Here is a 19,773-nt window from a genome sequence, read left to right on the forward strand (position 1 = left end):
GCTGTTTCCATAAGATTTATCCTGTTAAACTTTAGAGGAGCTCAGCAAATGGATATTCTTTACAAAGTAATCAATACCCGAATAAATGGTGATTAACACGGCTGCCCATATCGCTATTAAATCAAACGGAATACCCAGAAAAACAAACGGGAAATTATTAATGAGCAGTGCTACAATAGCAACAATCTGGATGATCGTCTTTAATTTCCCCCAATTGCTTGCAGCAACCACAGAGCCATCCAATAAGGCGATCTGTCTTAGGCCCGTAACTGCAAACTCACGACTGACAATCACAACGACAACCCAGGAATCAACTTTTCCCATTTCTACCAAAGAAACCAAAATAGCAGTTACCAACAGCTTATCAGCAAGGGGGTCCAATAGCTTGCCCAAATTGGTGACCATATTATTTTTACGAGCCAAATATCCGTCAAGGCCATCTGTGCTGGCCGCTACAAGGAAAATGATAGCCGCAATCAGCTGATTATACGGCAGCTTGAAAGCGCCGATCTCAATCGGCGGCGGATAAAAATCAAAGTCCACCAGCAAAGCCAGCATCATCACCGGGATAAGGCAAATCCGCGTTATTGTAATTCTGTTGGGTAAATTCACAACACACTCTCCCCTGATTATCGTACTTGATTCAAATGGCAGCTTTCGGATTGAATTCAATCCTATGTAAATCGCTTTCGACGAGCGTTATACACCTAAAGTGTCTGCATTTTCGTTACAAGTATAATATGGTGCAAAACGCATGTCAAAATAACCTGCTGCACATCAAGCAACGTTTATTTCTACAAAATCTATGAGAGAAAAACAGCTTTATTTCATGTTTGTAAATTGAAGCTCCAACGGCAGATCAGCTTTCCGCAGTAATTGAATAATGGCCTGTAAATCATCCCTGTTTTTTCCAGTCACTCGAATTTGATCACCTTGAATCTGACTTTTTACTTTTAGCTTGGAATCCCGAATAAGGATATTAATTTTTTTGGCGTTATCCTGATCAATCCCCTGCTTAAGCGAAAGACGCTGACGCACTGAACCTAAAGAAGCTGGTTCCAATTTTCCAAATTCCACATTTTTAAGGGATAGACCTCGTTTGACCATCTTTGATTGCAAAATATCAATCACCGCATTCAGCTTGTATTCATCTTCCGATGCAATAGTCAGGGCATCTTTCTCAAGCTTGAGGCTGCTTTTGCTCCCCTTGAAATCAAATCGCGTTTCAATTTCACGCTCCGTCTGATGAACCGCATTTGTTAACTCCTGCATATCCATTTTGGAGACGATATCAAATGAATTTTCTGAAGCCATCGTTTCACTTTCCTTTCCGCAACAAAGTTCAATATCTAATTATAGGCTAGTCATTTACAAAAATCCAATAATCCGTTCACTAAAAAGGCGTCCTTGCCAGTTCCCCGACAAAAACGCCTTTCATACAATTGCAGTTTAACATTTCTAATAGTGACTTCGCGTTGGATTTCTAAACATATCTAAAATTCCAAGCACAATGTGAGCAAGACCAAAGCCCAATATGCCATAGCCCCAAGCATTCGGTGTTAGATAATAGCCCAGTAAACTGACAATTATCCCGAGCCCGGTCACAATCCAGCTGACGGTCATAACGTATACACCTCACTTTGCGGAAAATGAAATGACTGACTTTCCAAGAATTACAGTCATTAGTATCTCCTCGCACTAAGGCATTTATTCCCCAACAGTAGTTGTACTAGAATTTGTCTCACTTTGTGTAGTACCCGTATTACTATTTGTTGTAGAATCCGTCGATGACCCTGTCACTCCGGCACTCGCTCCAGTCGAAGAAGCTTCTCCTTGCTGGATCAACACGCGAGTCGTCGATTTATTATCTGTTATCGGTTGACCAGCAACGGAAATATCCGTGGCAGAAGACCGCCCTGATTTGATATATAAACCTTCCGGGCCAATATCGAAAGACATGGCATCTCCGCTTTTGGTCATACCGTAGCTCAGCTTTTCTCCACGAGAATTTTGTCCCTTATACACCTCAAGCCAGCTTTCGCCCGTTGCTTTAATATCAACCTTGACCGTGCCCCCCGTTGCGCTGGAGACTTTAAAGATCGTCGTTTTGCCTTGCTTACCATCCTGGGTCACAGTTACTCCCTGCGCTGGCGTAGTTGTATCCGGCTGCTGACCAGAATTTGGGGTCGTAGCATCCGTAGTTCCCGTACCACTTGGCTGGGTTTCCCCAGGTTGCCCCGTACCAGGGGTCTGCCCGCCAGCACCATTCGGGGCCGTCGTCTGGCCATTATTCGGCTGTGTCGTAGTTGTATTTGGAGTAGATGTATTTGGTGTCGTACTTGGCGTTGTGTTTGGTGTTGTACTTGGTGTTGTAATCGGCGTTGTGTTTTCTGCTGTTTTTGGAGTGGAATGGTTGTTACTCACCCAATAAGCATAAATAACCCCAACAATGAGAACTAGAAAAAGCCACATTAACGCTGTAGGCAACCATTTAAGATTACCAATCGTCGCGGGACGACTGGAGCGTTTCTGTGTAACAGGCTCCATGACTGCTTCCGGTTCAGGTTCAGGCACATTGCTTTGATGCCCTTCCAGAATCTCATCGGGATTCAACCCGACCGTTTCGGCGTATGTTTTAATAAAAGCTCTGACATAAAAGCTTCCCGGCAGCACTTTGTAATCGCCCGTCTCAATGGCTTCCAGATAACGTTTGCGTATCTTCGTCATTTCCTGAACATCGTCAAGGCTCAATCCTTTTTGCAGCCGGGCCTCCTTTAATTGCTGACCCAGTTCTGACATGTCATCATCTCCTTGTGTAATTACACTTATTTAAAGATCTTCTGTATAACTGGCTGTAAAGGTATCATAAATAATTTCCTCAGCCGGATTATTGCGAAGTTCAATAATGATATTGAAGTCGTCAAAGCTGTATCCTGATTCACGCACAAATACATCAGGATGCTCAATCACTTTGGTACTTGGCATGCTCATAATTTCCTGAAGCAGGTGATAATGTCTTTCATTTGAGCGAATTGTACTCACAATGCCGTCAATAATAAACACATTATTGGGATTCATTTCTTCTTCAGAAAGCTGACTGCGTACCGTCTGTCGTAATAACGTCGACGACACAAAAGTCCATCGCTTCATTGCACATACGCTACTGGCAATAATGGATTCCGTTTTACCGACGCGCGGCATTCCGCGAAGACCAATGACTTGATTGCCATCCCTCTTTAATACTTCACCCAAAAAATCGACCAGCAACCCAAGCTCATCGCGTGTAAAGCGAAAAGTTTTACGATCATCCGAATCGCGATCGATATAACGGCCGTGTCTTACTGCCAATATATCGACCAGTCTCGGAGCACGTAAGGCCGTGACTGTAATGTTGCTGGCTTTTTTTAACGTATCGCCAAGAATGCGTATTTTCTCGTCATCGTCTGTTTCGAGGAGCATCCCACGTCTCTCGCCTTCAACACCGTTAATCGTCAGTATATTAACCCCCAGAATACCAAGCATGGAAGCAATGTCCCCCAGCAGTCCGGGTCGATTTTTATGTATCTTGTATTCCATGTACCACTGTTTCATCTCTTCCGTCACCTTAGCACCTCATTCACATTCAAACCGTCAACAATGCCAAATCAAAGCATTATTGTATCATAAGATAGCATCATTCGACAAAACCAAATATTGAAATTTGATAGGCTGCATTGTGTTGTAAGTCTCAATCACGTTTATGATATATAAATTAGAATGGAATTACAAGAACAGCTCTGTAACCATTACAGAAAAGCCCCCAAAAAGGGAGCTTTTCATGTTGGTTCCTACTTATGCGTTGCTCTTGGCTAATTTAACCATTAGCCGGGCGATGGTGTGACGCTCTTCCTCATCGGCAACTCCCCACAGTTCTTTCAGTGCGCGGTTGGAGTGGTTGGCTGGATCAACCTTCTCATCCAGAAAATCACCGATTTCGTAAGCAAGCTCTGCAATGGTATCTTGACTGATTCCCAGCTTCTCTGCTTGCTCTACACGCTGACCAAGGAACTTTTTCCAAACATCAAAATTCTGAACAACTGTTGACATGCTTAAATCCTCCTTAGATGATTCAGATTTAAAATCAACAGTTGTAATATGCTCTTCACAGACGCTTACTATACTGGTGAATTCCTCCAAACGCTACCTCTCTTAAGTCACCCATCCTCCATTAGGACTTATGACCTGCCCATTAATATAACCTGACTCAGGAAGCGCAAGAAAATAAACCAGAGATGATATTTCATCAGGTCGTGCCAATCGTCCGGCAGGGATGTCTTCTTCCAAACTGTTAATTTCGCCTGCATCCAAATGATCTAACATCGACGTGTCTACCGCCCCTGGAGCCACAGCATTCACTGTTACGCCAGAAGGAGCGACCTCTTGAGCCAGCGCCTTCGTGAAAGCGTTAATGCCTCCCTTGGTCGTGGAGTACAATACCTCGCACGAAGCTCCACATATGCCCCATACGGATGAAACATTTACAATACGACCATAGCGTTGGGAAATCATATGCGGCATAAAGACCTGTGTACACAAAAAAGTCCCCTTAACATTCACGGCCATTACTTCGTCCCATTCCTCTTCCGAAACATCTGTAAGTAGCCCATAATGGGACACTCCAGCATTATTCACAAGTATATCTGGCTTCATTCCGTGGTTTTCCAGTTTTTCTCGCATGCGTTCAATCTGTTCCTTACTCCGCAGATCGGCAGACACAGTCATTACCTTGCCTGAATAAGCCATGCAACGACGGGCAACTTCATTTGCTTTTTCATGGGACTTCATGTAGTGAATGACTACATTCATCCCTACTGCTGCAAAACGCTCGGCAATAGCCGCACCAATTCCACCACTTGCTCCTGTAATCAGCACAGTCGTATCGCCAATAGCCTTTAATTCTCCGCCCTCGGTGGTCATCGGTTTCCTCTCCCTAGACATTACGGACTCACCACCAGCGATATTGCCATTTGATTCCACTGTATATGATCTCTCAGACGGCGGTTTACATCCTCAAGCGTGATACTTTCATAAACCGGAAGCAGTTGGAAAAAGTCACTGCCCCGGAAGCGATGTCTTGTAAACTCATGCGCAATATTTTCAGGAGAATTGAGGGTGCGTAAATAACCGCCGATCTTCTTTTTACGTGCTCGTTCAAAATGTTCTGCTGTAAAACCCTGTTTCTGAATAGATTCTACCTCTTCTCGTATCCTAGCCAACAGCCGATCAGGATCTTTAGTATCCCCGCCGATCGCAGAAAATGCATACTGCTGCGTGCTGTTGTACTCGTGGCCAAAACTATCTGAAATCAGATCCTCATCGTAGAGCTTCTGATATAGCTGTGTACTGGAACCAAACAAGAGATCAAGCATCAGCTTGGTTTCCAGATCATGACGGAGCAATGCTTCTCCAGTTAAACCTAATTCAGCCTCCTTGAATCCAAAAAGCAACTTTGGCAAAGAAACAGCCAGCTTTACCTCACGACGCGGTTCTGCAACTGTCGTGGGTTCATCATCGAAAATCCGCTCGATCTCTCCCTGCGGCTTATAGTCCTTTTTCGCCTGATTATTACGCACCAATTCGATGACTTCGGCTGGGTCCACTCCACCCACTACAAAAAGAATCATATTACTCGGATGGTAAAAAGCTTCATAGCAACTATACAGTGTTTCCTTCGTAATCGTACTGATGGATTGAACAGTACCTGCGATATCAATATGCACCGGATGAACCTTGTACAATGCCTCAATCAGACCAAAGTAACTCCGCCAGTCGGGGTTATCTTCATACATATTGATTTCCTGACCGATAATGCCTTTTTCCTTCTCCACATTTTCATCTGTAAAGTAAGGATGCTGAACAAAATTGACTAGTGTCGTCAAATTTTCTTGAATTCGTTCGGTCGCTGAAAACAGATATACGGTCTGATCAAAGCTTGTAAATGCATTTGCCGATGCTCCATTAGAGGAAAAGGTGGCAAAAATATCGCCTTCAGGCTCTTCAAACATTTTATGCTCCAAGAAATGGGCTATGCCATCCGGCACTTTAACGGGCTGTTGACCTTCCACCCGGAAATGATTATCAACCGAGCCATATTTGGTCGCAAATGTGGCATACGTCTTCTGAAAGCCCGGTTTGGGCAACACATAAACGTGTAAGCCATTATCCATTACTTCATAGTACAGCGTCTCCTGCAAGTGCTCATACGATATATGCTCCAACGTTATTCCCCCTTCTGGTCTCTCAAGAAATATATAGTATCCAGTCGGAACGTCCGGGCGGCATCCTGAACATCGTGCACCTTGACAGCCTCCACCTGGCTCAGCAGCTCCTCTACCGTCCGCTCTTTGCCGGAAAGCTGTCTGTTAAAATCATAGGCAATCATTTCAAAAGCGGAGTCCTGCATTTCCTTTAGCAAGTTGCGTATCATCGCCTGCGTTTGGGTCATTTCCAGCTCGGTAATCGCTCCATTTTGCGTATCTTCCAGTTGCTTGCGGATGATAGTTACCGCCTTTTCATAATTAGGAATTTCGATACCAGATTGTATTGTGCCAATGCCTTTATGCCCGTCATACCGCGACGAAGCGTAATACGCCAAACTCTCCTTCTCCCTTACATTGACAAACAGCTTTGAATGCGGATACCCACCCAGAATGCCATTGTACATCAGGGCAGAAGCATAACGTTCATCGCCATACGTAATCGGAGTGCGCAGTCCCATGTTGAGCTTGCCTTGGTTCACATCAAGACGCTCTACTATGGTTTGAATATCACGTTCTACTGATTTGGGCTGTTCAGGTACATATCCCGTTTCCCTCGAGCGATTTAATTCAAAATAGCGATCCACAAACTTTTCAACTTCTTCCAGCGTGGTATCTCCCACAACGTATAAATCCATACTGGCATTATTCAGCCATTCTCCATAAGCCTCGTACAGATTTTGTGCATTTATGCTGTCCAGATCAGATCGTTGACCAAGAGGATGCAGACGATAAGGCTCATCCTTGCACATCTCCTCCAAACAACGCTCCCCAGCATAACGTATTTTATCGTTAACTATAGATTCCAGCTTCTTACGAACATTTTCTCGCTCCTGCTGTACATATCCTGTCTGAAACGCACCGTTTTCCATTGCAGGCTTCGTCAGAACTTCTCCCAGGAAAGCAAAAGAACGATCCAGTAAACTATCTGAGCTGCTTACAAAACTGTCATTAATCGTATCCATGCGAAATTGTACGATCTGATAATCCCCACGTTTGTATACATCGAATCCAAAACCCGCACCATACAATTGCTCTAGCTGTTCTCTGAATTGTGTAGTCTGCGGATACGATGCTGTACCCCGTCGCAGAACGAAAGGTACTAATCCCACACGAGTTACAGTTTCCTCACGTAGCGGAGTACCTACATACAACGATATAGCGAACGTCTTAAAGCGCTTGGTCGGCAGTACATGAATTCTCAGTTGTCTGCGTGTGCCACGCTCGAAACCTGTTTTGTTCAAGTCCAAAACTCCTTTGTGACGTCAATTTGCGTCTAGCCTTTGATTAGCATTAGCTGCTGTACATCCTTTTCCTGTAAAGAGGTAAAGTGTACCAATCTTTATTCTAACCATGCAAAAGCCAAGAAGCAACCGGAGACAAGCTCCCGGCTGCTTCGGCGTTTTTACATGCAGAAAATATGTTCCCCAATGGTTTTTACCTGCGGACGGCTCCAAATCCATTTGGAGGTGGCTGTTTTAGGGTTAAAATAATAGAGGCATCCTCCGCTTGGGTCCCAGCCGTTCAGAGCTTGGCGCACTGCCTTTTGCGCAGTCTCATTCGGCGTGAGCCAAATTTGGCCGTCTGCTACAGCAGTGAAAGCACCCGGCTGAAAAATCACTCCAGACGGTGTATTTGGAAAACTGGGCGACTTGACTCTGTTCAAAATTACAGCCGCTACGGCCACTTGTCCTTCAAACGGCTCGCCGCGCGATTCACCATAGACCGCATTGGCCATGATTTTAAGATCGTTTTCGGATAGTCCCATGGTATTGGCCGATCCCATCGTTTCATCATTATTATTATTGGCTGCCTGACCCTGATCAGAACCTTGGTTTTTACGATGCATCGGCGTTTCTGTTGGCTTCCAGTGAGGAGTAGCGTTCACCAGCTTTAATTTGGTTTTCGCACCAACTACTCCATCGGGTTTGATACCAAATTCCTTTTGAAAACCCTTGACAGCCGTTAGTGTACTGCTGCCAAAATTGCTGTCCACTGTCCCGCCAAAAAAACCCAGCAACTTCAATCGTGATTGCAGCTCATATACATCCTGTCCATAAGAGCCAAAATCAACCGCTTCTGAACTGAATGTCGGCTGAACAGGCTGTGCTGCTTGTACTTTTTGCTGTGTGCTCAGCGACTCTGCTTGTTGCTGTACAGAGTCATGTTTAAAAAGTCCTGTGTACGTAATAGCCGAAGCTGCGAGGATACCCGTGCAAATCCAGACCATTGTCTTTTTCATATGCTGTGCTCTACCTTTCTTTTGTGGGATTAACAGGATGGCTACGTTTATTATGACAAGCTCCGCTAGAAGCTATTCACCCTTTTAATCTTCTTTCAGCAGGCAGGCCCGCACCTCAAAAAAACAACAGAAAAAAACGCTATTTGCGTACATGGAGTTGTCAAATTTAAACAACCCATCATGCGTACAAACAGCGTTTAAATGAAATGCTGATAAAGATAATGCTCAGGAGCTAACCTTATTCTGCTGATATTGCTCCATTGAGATAAGTACCTCACGAGGCTTACTTCCCTCGTAAGGACCGATGACTCCGCGAGCTTCCATGGAGTCAATCAGTCGGGCAGCACGTGTATAACCGATCCGCATTCGACGCTGGAGGAGTGAAACGGATGCTTGTTTGGCCTCTAAAATGATGTTGACAGCTTGATCATACAACTCATCCAACATTTCATCCGCATCAGTGGATACCTCTTCCACCTCCGGCACTAGCGTTTCATCATACTGCGCTTCACCCTGTTCACGTACATAGTTAACGATGTTCTCTACTTCCTGATCACTCATAAACGCTCCCTGAACACGAACTGGCTTGGAGGCTCCCATCGGCATGAACAGCATGTCACCACGTCCTAGCAGCTTCTCAGCTCCGCCCATATCCAGTATGGTACGGGAATCCACCTGCGAGGAAACGCCGAAGGCAATGCGTGAAGGAATATTAGCCTTAATAACCCCTGTAATTACGTCAACCGAAGGTCTTTGTGTTGCAATAATCAGATGGATGCCTGCTGCACGCGCCATTTGGGCCAGTCGCGCAATCGCATCCTCCACATCTCCTGCAGCAACCATCATCAAATCTGCCAGCTCGTCCACAATAACGACGATGTAAGGTAGAAATGCAACCGGGTTATCTTTCATCAGATTGTTGTAGCCCTCAATATTACGGGTGCCTGATTTGGAAAACAACTCGTACCTTTTTTCCATTTCCACTACAATTTTCTTCAATGCCAGTGAGGCACGCTTTGGATCAGTCACGACTGGAGCCAATAAATGGGGGATTCCATTATACACGTTCAACTCCACCATTTTGGGATCGACCATCAGAAATTTTACCTCATCCGGCTTTGCTTTGTACAAAATACTCGTGATGATGCCATTAATACACACCGATTTACCTGAACCCGTAGCTCCAGCTACAAGCAGATGGGGCATCTTGGCTAAATTACCAACAATCGTTTGTCCTGCAATATCACGCCCGAATGCAATTGACAAATTGGAAACCGATTCCTGGAAAACAGCCGTCTCCATGACCTCACGCATAGTTACAATAGAAACTTCATTATTCGGAACTTCTATCCCTATAGCGGATTTACCTGGAATAGGTGCCTCCATACGGATATCCTTTGCAGCAAGCGCAAGCGCAATGTCATCCGTTAGACTCACAATCCGGCTGACCTTCACACCAATGTCTGGCTGTATTTCATAGCGTGTGACGGCTGGACCACGGACAACCTCCAGCACTTTCGCCCGAACCCCAAAGCTTTCCAGCGTCGCTTCCAGCTTGCGTGCTGTCTGCATGTAATCCTTTTGCCCCATACCTTTGCCTGCATTTTGTGGTTTGGCAAGCAAACGGAACGATGGGAGCTTGTAAGGCTTAGGCGGCGGTGGAGCCGGAATAGCTACATTGTTGCCTTCGGCTTCCCCGTCTGTTCCCCCGCTAGCAATCGTCTGTGCCTGTTCCTGGGCTTCTTCTGATACCCCCTGGATTGTTGCCGAATCGTTCATATCCTTATCCGCATCGGCATTCTCAAAATTACGATCCAGTGGTTCATCAATAATGGAGTCGTTCAGTTCTCCCGCTGTCAGGGACTCTCCAGGTTCAGCCCCTGATCTTTTTTCTTCATTTTTCACTTGCTCAAAGAAGTCCCTAATAATGGGTGATCTTTTTACTGGCATTGAAGCTTCCTGCTCAGCGTGCTCGACCAAGCCAGACATCTCTTCATCCTCGTTGCCATTTCTCCACTTGGGCTGCACGTCGCCAGCTTGATATAAAAGATCTTGTTCATCCTCATCCGCATGGGCAGGTTGTTCTTCCTTGTCCGCCTTATCTGTATTTTTAAGACCAAACAACTGGAAGAAAATTGGCTGTTTGCGTGCTGGAGGCTGCATCTCATCAAAGTCATCATCCATATCTTCCTCATAGGCAGGAATAGGCTCTGCTTTGGGTTTTCTACTTCCACTGCCTTTGCTAGATGCAGAAAGTGGAGTTGCTTTTCCAGCCCATTTTTTTCGCACACTTCCCCCGGCTGTCAGCAGCTTGGTCTTTACAATCCGCACTAATTCCACATAGGACAGTTGGGTCATTAGCATAAAACAAATGACGAACATGACAATCATGATCAGCTTAGCTCCTGTTAGACCAAACAGCCATAACAGAACGGTAAGCTGCAAGGCGCCAACGTAGCCCCCGCTAATATCCTTATTCAGCATAGAGGTATGTCCTTGCTGATCAGGCGACAGTAATTGCTCACGCATATCTATATGTATCTGGCTCATCACTCCGCCCGGCTGAAGCGCGTTGATCGGACCTAAACGCTGCTCCATGGATGAAATAGAACTCATAAGTGTAAAGGCAAATACCAACAACAGCAAACCCGTCTTTCGCGAGTTCCACTGGTTCGGCCACTTGCGGTGAATCATCACCATCAGACCATAATAAATGCCAATCAGGGGGATCACAAAATAGAATTTCCCCAATACAAGCCCAAACATCTTGGATAGCGACCGACCGACTGCCGCTTCACCCGACAACGCAATGACCGCCAATGTAATCAGCACAATGCCGTAAATTTCATATTTTAAAACTCCACCAAATATGGCTTTCTTTTTTCTTTTTCTTCTTCTGGACATACAAGGTCACCCCCCAGAAGAATATTATACCACGTCACTCGCTATCCGCACATATGTTCTTTTTCAGCAGTAAATGACCTATTCCTGTACGATTCGACAGCTTCTATGACCACTCGATAACCTGACCTGGTCCATAACGAGGATCGAGGTAGGCTTCCAATGGACAGTCCAACAGCCTTACAATGATCCCTCGCCGACTTTCAAGCGGCTGTACCTGCATAAGCAGACCGTTTACTCGAACCTCTACAAGTTCCTCAGCCTCCTTCCACATTCCCTCCCATACCAATTCCATCGGCATTACAGTATACAACGTCATTGGGGCAGCTCCTTGCTGTGCTCACTTGAAGGAGTTCCTGTAGGATTGCCAGTTGGATTGGGTGGAAAAGAGGCATATGGAGTCTGCTGCGGAGTCCCTGTCATCCCGTTTTGCTGACGGCGCGCTTCAATGATGGTATTCAACTGTTTTAGCGCCTCTCCTATACCACCAACCGCATCCATCAAACCGTATTTTACAGCATCAGCTCCCCCAACTGCTGTACCAATATCACGATTTAACTCTCCGGTTTTGAACATCAGCTCCTTGAACCGCTCTTCTGTAATACGGGAATGAGAAACGACAAATCGTACGACACGCTCCTGCATTTTTTCCATATATTCAAAAGTTTGTGGGACTCCAATGACCAGGCCGCTCATACGAATCGGATGAATGGTCATCGTCGCACTTTCGGCAATGTAAGAATAAGTAGATGATACGGCAATCGGCACACCGATGCTATGTCCTCCACCTATGACAATGGTCACTGTTGGTTTACTCATGGATGCGATCATCTCAGCAATAGCCAGTCCTGCCTCTACATCACCACCAACTGTATTCAGCAAAATCATTAATCCTTCGATACGTGGGTTTTGCTCGGCCGCTACCAACTGTGGAATAATGTGTTCATATTTTGTTGTTTTGTTTTGAGGCGGTAAGATGAGATGTCCTTCAATCTGACCGATAATCGTCATGCAAAAAATATTGGACTCGCTTCCGGGCATCGAGGTTTGACCCAGCTGCTGTAAAGCCTCCATCGCAGGTAAGGCGGGTCTTTGTCCAACTTCTGGTTGTTCTGGCGCTTCCGTTTCCTCGTTGCTAGAAAATATATTGCTGTAATGTTCCATGTGGGTGATCTTCCTTTCGGTTTACGCATCTATGTGTCCCGTATTCACCCTATAGTATGGGATGGAAATGGAATATTTTATACTCCCCCCATGCCTTTCCTCAACCGGAAAATCAAAAAAAGCCTCTCTCCCCGCGGAAACCGTCCAATATTTCCTGCGGGGAGAGAGGCGACTGTGTGCCTGTGACTTAAGTTTTTAATTCAAGTTTTCGAACATATTTCAATTGAATCACACTTCCATTATAATTGGCAGAATCATCGGTCTGCGACGGGTTTGCTCATACAAGAAGCGACCCAGTGCATCCTTAACATTTGTCTTGAGGGAAGCCCATTCATTTACATTTTCACTCATGAGCTTATGCAGTGTACTTGAAACAATACGATTTGCTTCATCCAGCAAACCTTCTGATTCACGAACATACACGAAACCACGGGAAATGATATCTGGACCCGACTTAATGGTGCCATCTTGCTTGCTCAGTGTGACAACCACTACCAAAATACCGTCCTGTGACAACAATTTGCGGTCGCGCAATACGATATTTCCTACATCGCCTACGCCTAGTCCATCGATCAGTACGTTACCTGCTGTAACCTTACCAGCCCTGCGTGCTCCGCCATTCTGAATCTCAATAACTTCACCGATATCCGTGATAAAGATATTTTCAGGCTCGATACCTACTCCTTCAGCAAGAAGAGCGTGACGACGCTGCATTCTGAACTCACCGTGAATTGGCAAGAAGAATTTTGGTTTCATCAGATTCAGCATCAGCTTGAGTTCTTCCTGGCTGCCGTGTCCAGAAACGTGGATACCAGGATTAGCTGCGCTGTAGTAGACATTAGCACCCAGACGGAACAGCTCATCGATAGTACGTCCAACATATTTTTCATTACCTGGAACCGGAGTAGCTGCGATGATTACGGAGTCCCCTGGAAGAATGTCTACCTTACGATGTGTCGAACGAGCCATTCTTGTCAAAGCCGACATTGGTTCACCTTGACTACCTGTGCAGAGAATAACTACGCGATCCGCTGACATTTTGCCAACTTCTTCAGGCTCAATCAGCATTCCATCTGGAATTTCCAAATAGCCCAAATCAGAAGCAATACCTACGACATTAACCATGCTGCGACCAATAACTGTTACTTTACGTCCTGTTGCTTCAGCAGCATTAATGACTTGCTGAATGCGATGTACGTTCGAAGCAAAAGTGGCTACGACCACACGCTGTCTTGACTTGCGGAAAATATCTTCCAGCACAATGCCAACGCTCTTTTCCGAAGGTGTAAAGCCCGGTTTTTCGGCATTGGTACTGTCTGACAAAAGAGCCAGTACGCCACGTGTGCCAATTTCAGCCATACGCTGCAAATCTGCATATTGTCCGTTCACCGGAGTATGATCAAATTTGAAGTCTCCTGTATGAACAACAGCTCCTTCAGGAGTATCAATGCAAACACCTACGGAATCAGGAATACTATGGTTGGTTTTGAAGAAAGTTACTTTCAATGTGGAGCCCAGCTTGATTTCGGAATCAGCATTGATCAAAATACGTTTGGTTTCACCAAGCAAATTCGCTTCCTTCAGCTTGTTTTCCACCAATCCCAGCGTCAATTTGGTACCATATACAGGTACATTCAAATGTTTCAGCACGTAAGGCAAACCGCCGATATGGTCCTCGTGACCATGTGTCAGCACAATGCCTCTTACTTTGTCGCGGTTCTCTGTAAGGTAGGAAATATCAGGAATAACGATATCAATGCCAAGCATGTCCTCTTCCGGAAATTTCAAACCGGAATCCACCACGACAATGTCATTGCCGTATTGAACGACATACATATTTTTCCCGATTTCACCGACGCCGCCCAAAGCGAAAATCATCAATTTATCGTTGTTTGTTTTTTTAGACAAATGAATCTAAACCTCCTATGGTAGTTGGACGTCGTACCTTGATTTGTTATTTAATTTTCAAAAAAATACCGCACCCAGTCACTTGACCCCATTATACATGATTAAAATACGAAAAAACAAGTCATCCTGTTCGTTACGCTAGGTTTCCCATTGCCTTCTCAAACCATAAGTATATGACATTTTATCTACATGCCTGGTTAACAGCACAGCAAAAAGGACGTTCTATAAGAACGCCCTTCATGACGGAGGACCTTGTCAGACGATAACCCAGTCGGTGTTATACCACCAGTTGCCTTTACCAAGGTACTCCTTATATTCATTAACATGTTACCTCTATTTCATTTTAGCGGATAAATAAATTATTAATAAACTTCGCTTCATCCTCGGTAGGAGGAATAAGCGGCAACCGAACAGAACCTACCTTAATCCCCCGTAGTTCTAGTGCATACTTAACAGCCACCGGATTAGGTAAAGGATGCGGACAGTTGAACAAGCCCTTAAAAATCGGGAACAACTGCTGATGCAGTTTTGCTGCCTCTTGTGCGTGTCCCCCCACAAATGAATCCATCATCTGCTTCATTTCTGCACCTATCACGTGACTCGCTACGCTGATAATGCCATAAGCACCTACAGCCATGGCAGGCAGTCCGGATGCATCATCCCCGGAGTAAACCAGAAAACCTTCTGGTGCTGCCGCTGCAATCTGTGTAACCTGTGCAAGTGATGCACATTCTTTAGTTCCTACAATGTTCGGAATTTGTGCAAGTCGCAGTGTCGTTTCCACTGTTAGGCTCGCACCGGTACGGCTCGGAACATTATACAGTATAGCTGGAAGGGATGTGGAGTTTGCAATACTTTGGAAATGTTGATACATCCCTTCCTGATTCGGTTTATTATAATATGGCACTACCAGCAGTACACCGTCTGCTCCCGCCTGCTCCGCAGCACGGGTGAGATGGATGGAATGACGTGTATTATTGCTTCCCGTTCCGGCAATAATTTTACATCGCCCAGCTGCTTTTTCTACAACAAATGCAAACAACTTTATTTTTTCATCATCGCTCAGGGTAGGAGACTCCCCTGTTGTTCCAGATACAACAAGTGACTCTGAATGTTGTTCTTCTATTAAGTAATCAATCAACGAGGACAATGCAGTCCAGTCAATCTCTCCTTGCTGATCAAAAGGTGTCACCATTGCGGTAATCAATCTGCCGAAGTTCACCATGCTGCCTCCTTTTTTTGCAAGTCCGAGCACGAACAATGCGCCTATTGATGGAGTTCAAATTTATTATGCAATGCGCGTACAGCCTGCACCATATCTTCTTTTTTAACAAGTACCCAGATCGTGGTGTTGGAATCTGCCGATTGAAGGATCTGTACGTCTGATTCTGTCAATGCCTCCACAATTGTCGCCATAATACCTGGTACCCCGTTGATACCACCGCCTATGACCGAAACTTTAGCACACCCGGCCAGTATCTTAGGCTCTAGGCCTAAACCGTTAAGTACTTCAACTGCTTTGCTTCCATCATTGTCAAATACGGTGTAAACCGCGCCTGATGGAGTTACATTAATGAAATCGACGCTGATTCCATGTTCAGCCATAGATTTGAATACTTGTAATTGCAAGTGCTCAAAACCCGGCTTTAATTCAACAGTAATTTGAGTAACATTGCCGACATACGCAATACCGGTCACGAAACGGTCTACGATATCTGCCTGCACGTCCTTAAAGCCCTCCGGGTGGGTAACCAGCGTCCCCTCTCCTTCGGAGAAGGTAGAGCGAACCCGGACCGGAATATTAGCCTGCATGGCGATTTCAACAGCACGAGGATGGATCACTTTTGCTCCCTGATGAGCCATATTACAAATTTCCGTATAGCTAACATGTGCAAGCGGCTTCGCATTTTCCACAATACGTGGGTCCGCGGTTAATATACCGTTCACATCCGTATAAATATCAACCATATCCGCATGCAGGGCAGCACCAAGCGCAGTAGCTGATGTATCGCTGCCTCCCCGACCAAGGGTTGTCATATCACCGTCCGCAGTTTGTCCCTGAAAACCTGTCACAATGACAACTCTGCCTTGGTTCAACTCTTCCACAATGCGGTCTGGCTTTATATCTAAAATACGAGCATTGCCATATTGATCATCCGTAACAAAACCTGCCTGTGCTCCAGTCAGCACCGTAGCAGGGATACCTTCCTTCTCCATCAGGCTACATAATGTAGCGGCAGAAATGATTTCACCACAGCACAGCAGTAAATCGCGTTCGCGCTTTGGAAGACTGTCGCCGTTTGACGCCGCCCAATCCAGCAGCGTATCTGTGGCATAAGGCTCCCCTTTCCTCCCCATGGCCGACACAACAACAACCAATTGAAAATTTTGCTTCAGTTCCCGCTTCACATGTGCCAGCACAAGTTGACGCGCTTCAGGCGTGGATAGCGAGGTTCCCCCAAATTTTTGCACCAAAATACCCATTATTCTTCCCCCATGTTACTCCCTGCTTTAGGAACGTTACTCCGCATTTGCAGCAATAATTTCCGCGATTTGCACCGCGTTCCATGCCGCTCCCTTGAGCAGATTGTCGGATACGACCCACAGATTCAAACCACGGCTATTGCCCAAATCACGACGTACACGCCCTACGAACACGTCAGGTTTCCCTGCAGCTTCGGATGCCAGCGGATAAAGCTGGGCAGCAGGATCATCTACCAGCGTTACTCCGGGTGCGGAAGCCAGCAGATTACGGACTTCTTCTAGATCATAATCTTTTTTAAGCTCTACATAGACAGATTCCGAGTGACCGCATACAACAGGAATACGCACACACGTAGCTGTTACGTCTACAGAATCGTCACCCAGTATTTTTTTCGTTTCGCGCACCATTTTCATTTCTTCCAGTGTATAACCATTATCCTGGAATTTATCGATTTGCGGAATAGCATTGAAAGCAATCTGATGCTTTACTGGTAACGAACCTACCGGCAGCAGATCTGGCTGAACGTCATCACCGTTAAGAATTGCTGCGCTTTGACGATTCAATTCATCAATAGCACGGCTTCCAGCGCCGGATACGGCCTGGTAGGTGGATACTATGATACGAGAAATGCCATACTGATCATATAATGGTTTCAAAGCAGCTACCATCTGAATGGTGGAGCAGTTCGGATTAGCGATAATTCCCTGATGCTCGGCAATCTTGTCGCTGTTCACCTCAGGTACTACAAGAGGAGCTGTCGGTTCCATTCGAAATGCGTTGGTATTGTCAATGCAAACCGCTCCATGACGAACAGCATGCGGCGCCAGTTCCTTACTTACATCTCCGCCTGCACTAAACAAAGCAATGTCGATTCCTTCAAAGCTGTCGGGGGTAGCAATTTCTACTGGAATCTGCTGACCTTTAAAGCTAATTAACGTGCCGGCAGAACGAGGCGAAGAAAGAAATTTGATTTTGTCCACCGGAAAATCTCGTTTTTCCAGCAGATTTACGATCTGTTCCCCTACAGCGCCTGTCGCTCCAACGACAGCTACATTAAACTTTCTATTGCTCATCTGGTGTATCTCCCCTTCTCGACTAAAAAACCATTTTTTATTCTGAAAGCATCCACCGCCAACAAGAAATTAGACCCGATGAATTATCGAATCGTCTTCTAGGCGAGGGATGCTCAGCAGTTAACTATAGTACTTCATGGGGTCTTGCGTTCCACAATCATCGGCTGAATCTGTCTGCCCTGCAATGCTTCATAGGCAGCCTCTGGAATCAACTCCATATTGGCTACAAGCGAGTTCGGCTTTTTGACTGGATTATCCTGTCCGAACGGCACAAAAAAGATGTTCTTGGCTACTAGTAACTTGGCGATATTGGCAGCATTTAGACCAAGTCCATCATTAGTAGATATGGCTAAAAGAAGTGGACGACCATTGCGTAAATGCGCCTTGGCAGCCATTAAAACCGGACTGTCTGTCATCGCATTCGCTAACTTGCTCATCGAATTCCCCGTCAAAGGTGCAATCACCAGCACATCGAGCATTTGGGAGGGCCCCAGTGGTTCTGCCTCCACAATTGTAGAAATGATATCATTCCCTGTTATATCTTTCAACTGTTTTTGCCAACTTTGCGAAGTACCAAAGCGAGTATCCGTTGTTAGTACGGTATTGGATATAATCGGAACGACCTTCGCACCCTCATCAACAAAGCGCTGTATAACAGGCATTACCTCTTCAAATGTGCAATGTGAGCCTGTAATTGCATAACCTACCGTTTTCCCTTGCCAACTCATTGTGCATCCCCCCGATCAGGATTATCTTCCATTAACAACTGCACCAGCGTATTCGCTATAATAGTACCAGCAGTTTTGGGAGCAACAATACCAGGAAGACCGGGGGCAAGCATAGCCGTAATTCCACGCTTTTCCGCATATCGGAAATCACAACCGCCTGGGGCGGAAGCAAGATCTATAATCACGGTGCTCAGTGGCAATTTAGACAGGATTTGCGCTGTGATAATCATAGAGGGTATCGTATTAAAAATCAAGTCAACCCCCTTTGTCTCATTCGCTAAATCCCTTGTCATAAAAGGCTTCCAACCCATCTCCACGGCTCTCGCTGCATCCTCTGCCCGCCGTACTCCAACTCTCACTTTGGCTCCCAACCCCTGTAGTGCCCTTGCCATGGTAAATCCAGTCCGTCCCATGCCTAGAACCATACACTCTGCACCATGAATCGTAAAATCAGTATGCTGAATTGCCATCATCAGTGCGCCTTCAGCCGTAGGTATAGAATTGTATATGGCCACATCATCTCTGTCCAGCAGCTCAACCAGCTTCAATTCATGTCTGGTACAAATTTCTTTTAAGTACGTTCGTGCCATCCCTGTATATACAACGCAATGCGATGGAAGAGCAGCAGCATGCTCATTCAGAAACTGAAGCTTTTGTGTTCCGAAGAGTGCACTCACGTTGCCTTCCTCATCACATCCCACCACCGGCAGAATCAGTGCGTCTGACGATTCCAGCAGCTTGACAGACATTGACTCTAATGTGACTCCTTTGAGTGGTACTTCGAGCTTGTCAAAGCCAATCACAGTGACGGTAGCATCCATGTCCACACATTTGCGGATTACCTCAAGCTGCCTCGCATCCCCACCCAAAACAACGATGCGCATTCCTGTTAGCATCCGGATCACTCCTTTCCGAGACACGATATGCTTTTAGTCTATGCAGATGCCCGGGAAGGGGTGAAAAAACACAAAAAAAA

At 45.7% G+C, this 19,773-nt stretch carries 19 protein-coding genes; all 19 read right to left on the reverse strand.

All coding sequences use genetic code 11. The features are described 5' to 3' along the window. Positions 1-24: 24 nt before the first annotated feature. The 19 genes from pgsA to dpsA all read right to left on the reverse strand — a co-directional run bounded on the left by pgsA (position 25) and on the right by dpsA (position 19,693). Positions 25-612: a CDP-diacylglycerol--glycerol-3-phosphate 3-phosphatidyltransferase gene (gene pgsA / locus ACQQ6X_RS16850; RefSeq protein ID WP_063208837.1), complete on the reverse strand. Its 588-nt coding sequence runs from the start codon at positions 610-612 to the stop codon at positions 25-27. A gap of 210 nt (positions 613-822) precedes the next feature. Further along, positions 823-1,314, reverse strand: a complete 492-nt coding sequence (locus tag ACQQ6X_RS16855; RefSeq protein WP_013370750.1) for a YajQ family cyclic di-GMP-binding protein — start codon at positions 1,312-1,314, stop codon at positions 823-825. Positions 1,315-1,458: 144 nt separating this feature from the next. Then, positions 1,459-1,623, reverse strand: a complete 165-nt coding sequence (locus ACQQ6X_RS16860; RefSeq protein WP_013370749.1) for a hypothetical protein — start codon at positions 1,621-1,623, stop codon at positions 1,459-1,461. Positions 1,624-1,707: 84 nt separating this feature from the next. After that, positions 1,708-2,799 (reverse strand): RodZ domain-containing protein, encoded by a 1,092-nt coding sequence (locus ACQQ6X_RS16865; RefSeq protein ID WP_305166283.1) that lies wholly within the window; start codon positions 2,797-2,799, stop codon positions 1,708-1,710. Positions 2,800-2,829: 30 nt separating this feature from the next. Beyond that, on the reverse strand, positions 2,830-3,591 hold the full coding sequence (locus ACQQ6X_RS16870; RefSeq protein WP_142612986.1) for a DUF3388 domain-containing protein: 762 nt from the start codon (positions 3,589-3,591) through the stop codon (positions 2,830-2,832). A gap of 240 nt (positions 3,592-3,831) precedes the next feature. Then, the gene (locus ACQQ6X_RS16875; protein ID WP_064798078.1) at positions 3,832-4,086 is read right to left on the reverse strand and encodes a DUF3243 domain-containing protein; all 255 of its coding nucleotides are present in this window, start codon (positions 4,084-4,086) and stop codon (positions 3,832-3,834) included. 102 nt (positions 4,087-4,188) lie between these two features. After that, on the reverse strand, positions 4,189-4,956 hold the full coding sequence (ymfI, locus tag ACQQ6X_RS16880) for an elongation factor P 5-aminopentanone reductase (RefSeq protein WP_305166284.1): 768 nt from the start codon (positions 4,954-4,956) through the stop codon (positions 4,189-4,191). 20 nt (positions 4,957-4,976) lie between these two features. Continuing rightward, the gene (yfmH, locus tag ACQQ6X_RS16885; protein ID WP_305166285.1) at positions 4,977-6,257 is read right to left on the reverse strand and encodes an EF-P 5-aminopentanol modification-associated protein YfmH; all 1,281 of its coding nucleotides are present in this window, start codon (positions 6,255-6,257) and stop codon (positions 4,977-4,979) included. A gap of 2 nt (positions 6,258-6,259) precedes the next feature. Next, on the reverse strand, positions 6,260-7,540 hold the full coding sequence (yfmF, locus tag ACQQ6X_RS16890) for an EF-P 5-aminopentanol modification-associated protein YfmF (protein WP_305166286.1): 1,281 nt from the start codon (positions 7,538-7,540) through the stop codon (positions 6,260-6,262). Between the two features lie 161 nt (positions 7,541-7,701). Continuing rightward, positions 7,702-8,538: a spore cortex-lytic enzyme gene (gene sleB / locus ACQQ6X_RS16895; protein WP_142612982.1), complete on the reverse strand. Its 837-nt coding sequence runs from the start codon at positions 8,536-8,538 to the stop codon at positions 7,702-7,704. A gap of 225 nt (positions 8,539-8,763) precedes the next feature. Continuing rightward, the gene (locus tag ACQQ6X_RS16900; RefSeq protein WP_305166287.1) at positions 8,764-11,442 is read right to left on the reverse strand and encodes an FtsK/SpoIIIE family DNA translocase; all 2,679 of its coding nucleotides are present in this window, start codon (positions 11,440-11,442) and stop codon (positions 8,764-8,766) included. Positions 11,443-11,545: 103 nt separating this feature from the next. Further along, entirely contained in the window at positions 11,546-11,758 is a 213-nt protein-coding gene (locus ACQQ6X_RS16905) for a YlzJ-like family protein (protein ID WP_305166288.1), read from the reverse strand. Next, positions 11,755-12,603, reverse strand: a complete 849-nt coding sequence (locus ACQQ6X_RS16910) for a ClpP family protease (RefSeq protein WP_305166289.1) — start codon at positions 12,601-12,603, stop codon at positions 11,755-11,757. The genes ACQQ6X_RS16905 and ACQQ6X_RS16910 overlap by 4 nt, the downstream gene beginning before the upstream one ends. Positions 12,604-12,831: 228 nt before the next feature. Beyond that, entirely contained in the window at positions 12,832-14,511 is a 1,680-nt protein-coding gene (locus ACQQ6X_RS16915; protein ID WP_013370737.1) for a ribonuclease J, read from the reverse strand. Between the two features lie 343 nt (positions 14,512-14,854). Then, on the reverse strand, positions 14,855-15,736 hold the full coding sequence (gene dapA, locus ACQQ6X_RS16920) for a 4-hydroxy-tetrahydrodipicolinate synthase (RefSeq protein WP_305166290.1): 882 nt from the start codon (positions 15,734-15,736) through the stop codon (positions 14,855-14,857). Positions 15,737-15,777: 41 nt separating this feature from the next. Further along, entirely contained in the window at positions 15,778-16,995 is a 1,218-nt protein-coding gene (gene dapG, locus ACQQ6X_RS16925) for an aspartate kinase (RefSeq protein WP_305166291.1), read from the reverse strand. 36 nt (positions 16,996-17,031) lie between these two features. Beyond that, positions 17,032-18,069 carry an aspartate-semialdehyde dehydrogenase gene (locus tag ACQQ6X_RS16930; protein ID WP_305166292.1) on the reverse strand — a complete coding sequence of 346 codons (1,038 nt, stop codon included), beginning with the start codon at positions 18,067-18,069 and terminating at the stop codon, positions 17,032-17,034. 134 nt (positions 18,070-18,203) lie between these two features. After that, entirely contained in the window at positions 18,204-18,797 is a 594-nt protein-coding gene (locus ACQQ6X_RS16935; protein WP_305166293.1) for a dipicolinate synthase subunit B, read from the reverse strand. After that, on the reverse strand, positions 18,794-19,693 hold the full coding sequence (gene dpsA / locus ACQQ6X_RS16940; RefSeq protein WP_305166294.1) for a dipicolinate synthase subunit DpsA: 900 nt from the start codon (positions 19,691-19,693) through the stop codon (positions 18,794-18,796). Before dpsA ends, ACQQ6X_RS16935 begins: the two co-directional genes overlap by 4 nt. Positions 19,694-19,773: the final 80 nt, after the last annotated feature.

The organism is Paenibacillus ottowii, assembly GCF_050516475.1.
GTDB lineage: Bacteria > Bacillota > Bacilli > Paenibacillales > Paenibacillaceae > Paenibacillus > Paenibacillus ottowii.

Coding starts and splice junctions, on each gene's coding strand:
- ACQQ6X_RS16855 (WP_013370750.1), bottom strand. CDS start 1,314: ATGGCTTCAGAAAATTCATTTGATATCGTCTCCAAAATGGATATGCAG.
- ACQQ6X_RS16860 (WP_013370749.1), bottom strand. CDS start 1,623: ATGACCGTCAGCTGGATTGTGACCGGGCTCGGGATAATTGTCAGTTTA.
- ACQQ6X_RS16865 (WP_305166283.1), bottom strand. CDS start 2,799: ATGTCAGAACTGGGTCAGCAATTAAAGGAGGCCCGGCTGCAAAAAGGA.
- ACQQ6X_RS16870 (WP_142612986.1), bottom strand. CDS start 3,591: ATGAAACAGTGGTACATGGAATACAAGATACATAAAAATCGACCCGGA.
- ACQQ6X_RS16875 (WP_064798078.1), bottom strand. CDS start 4,086: ATGTCAACAGTTGTTCAGAATTTTGATGTTTGGAAAAAGTTCCTTGGT.
- ymfI (WP_305166284.1), bottom strand. CDS start 4,956: ATGACCACCGAGGGCGGAGAATTAAAGGCTATTGGCGATACGACTGTG.
- sleB (WP_142612982.1), bottom strand. CDS start 8,538: ATGAAAAAGACAATGGTCTGGATTTGCACGGGTATCCTCGCAGCTTCG.
- ACQQ6X_RS16900 (WP_305166287.1), bottom strand. CDS start 11,442: ATGTCCAGAAGAAGAAAAAGAAAAAAGAAAGCCATATTTGGTGGAGTT.
- ACQQ6X_RS16905 (WP_305166288.1), bottom strand. CDS start 11,758: ATGACGTTGTATACTGTAATGCCGATGGAATTGGTATGGGAGGGAATG.
- ACQQ6X_RS16910 (WP_305166289.1), bottom strand. CDS start 12,603: ATGGAACATTACAGCAATATATTTTCTAGCAACGAGGAAACGGAAGCG.
- dapA (WP_305166290.1), bottom strand. CDS start 15,736: ATGGTGAACTTCGGCAGATTGATTACCGCAATGGTGACACCTTTTGAT.
- dapG (WP_305166291.1), bottom strand. CDS start 16,995: ATGGGTATTTTGGTGCAAAAATTTGGGGGAACCTCGCTATCCACGCCT.
- ACQQ6X_RS16930 (WP_305166292.1), bottom strand. CDS start 18,069: ATGAGCAATAGAAAGTTTAATGTAGCTGTCGTTGGAGCGACAGGCGCT.
- ACQQ6X_RS16935 (WP_305166293.1), bottom strand. CDS start 18,797: ATGAGTTGGCAAGGGAAAACGGTAGGTTATGCAATTACAGGCTCACAT.
- dpsA (WP_305166294.1), bottom strand. CDS start 19,693: ATGCTAACAGGAATGCGCATCGTTGTTTTGGGTGGGGATGCGAGGCAG.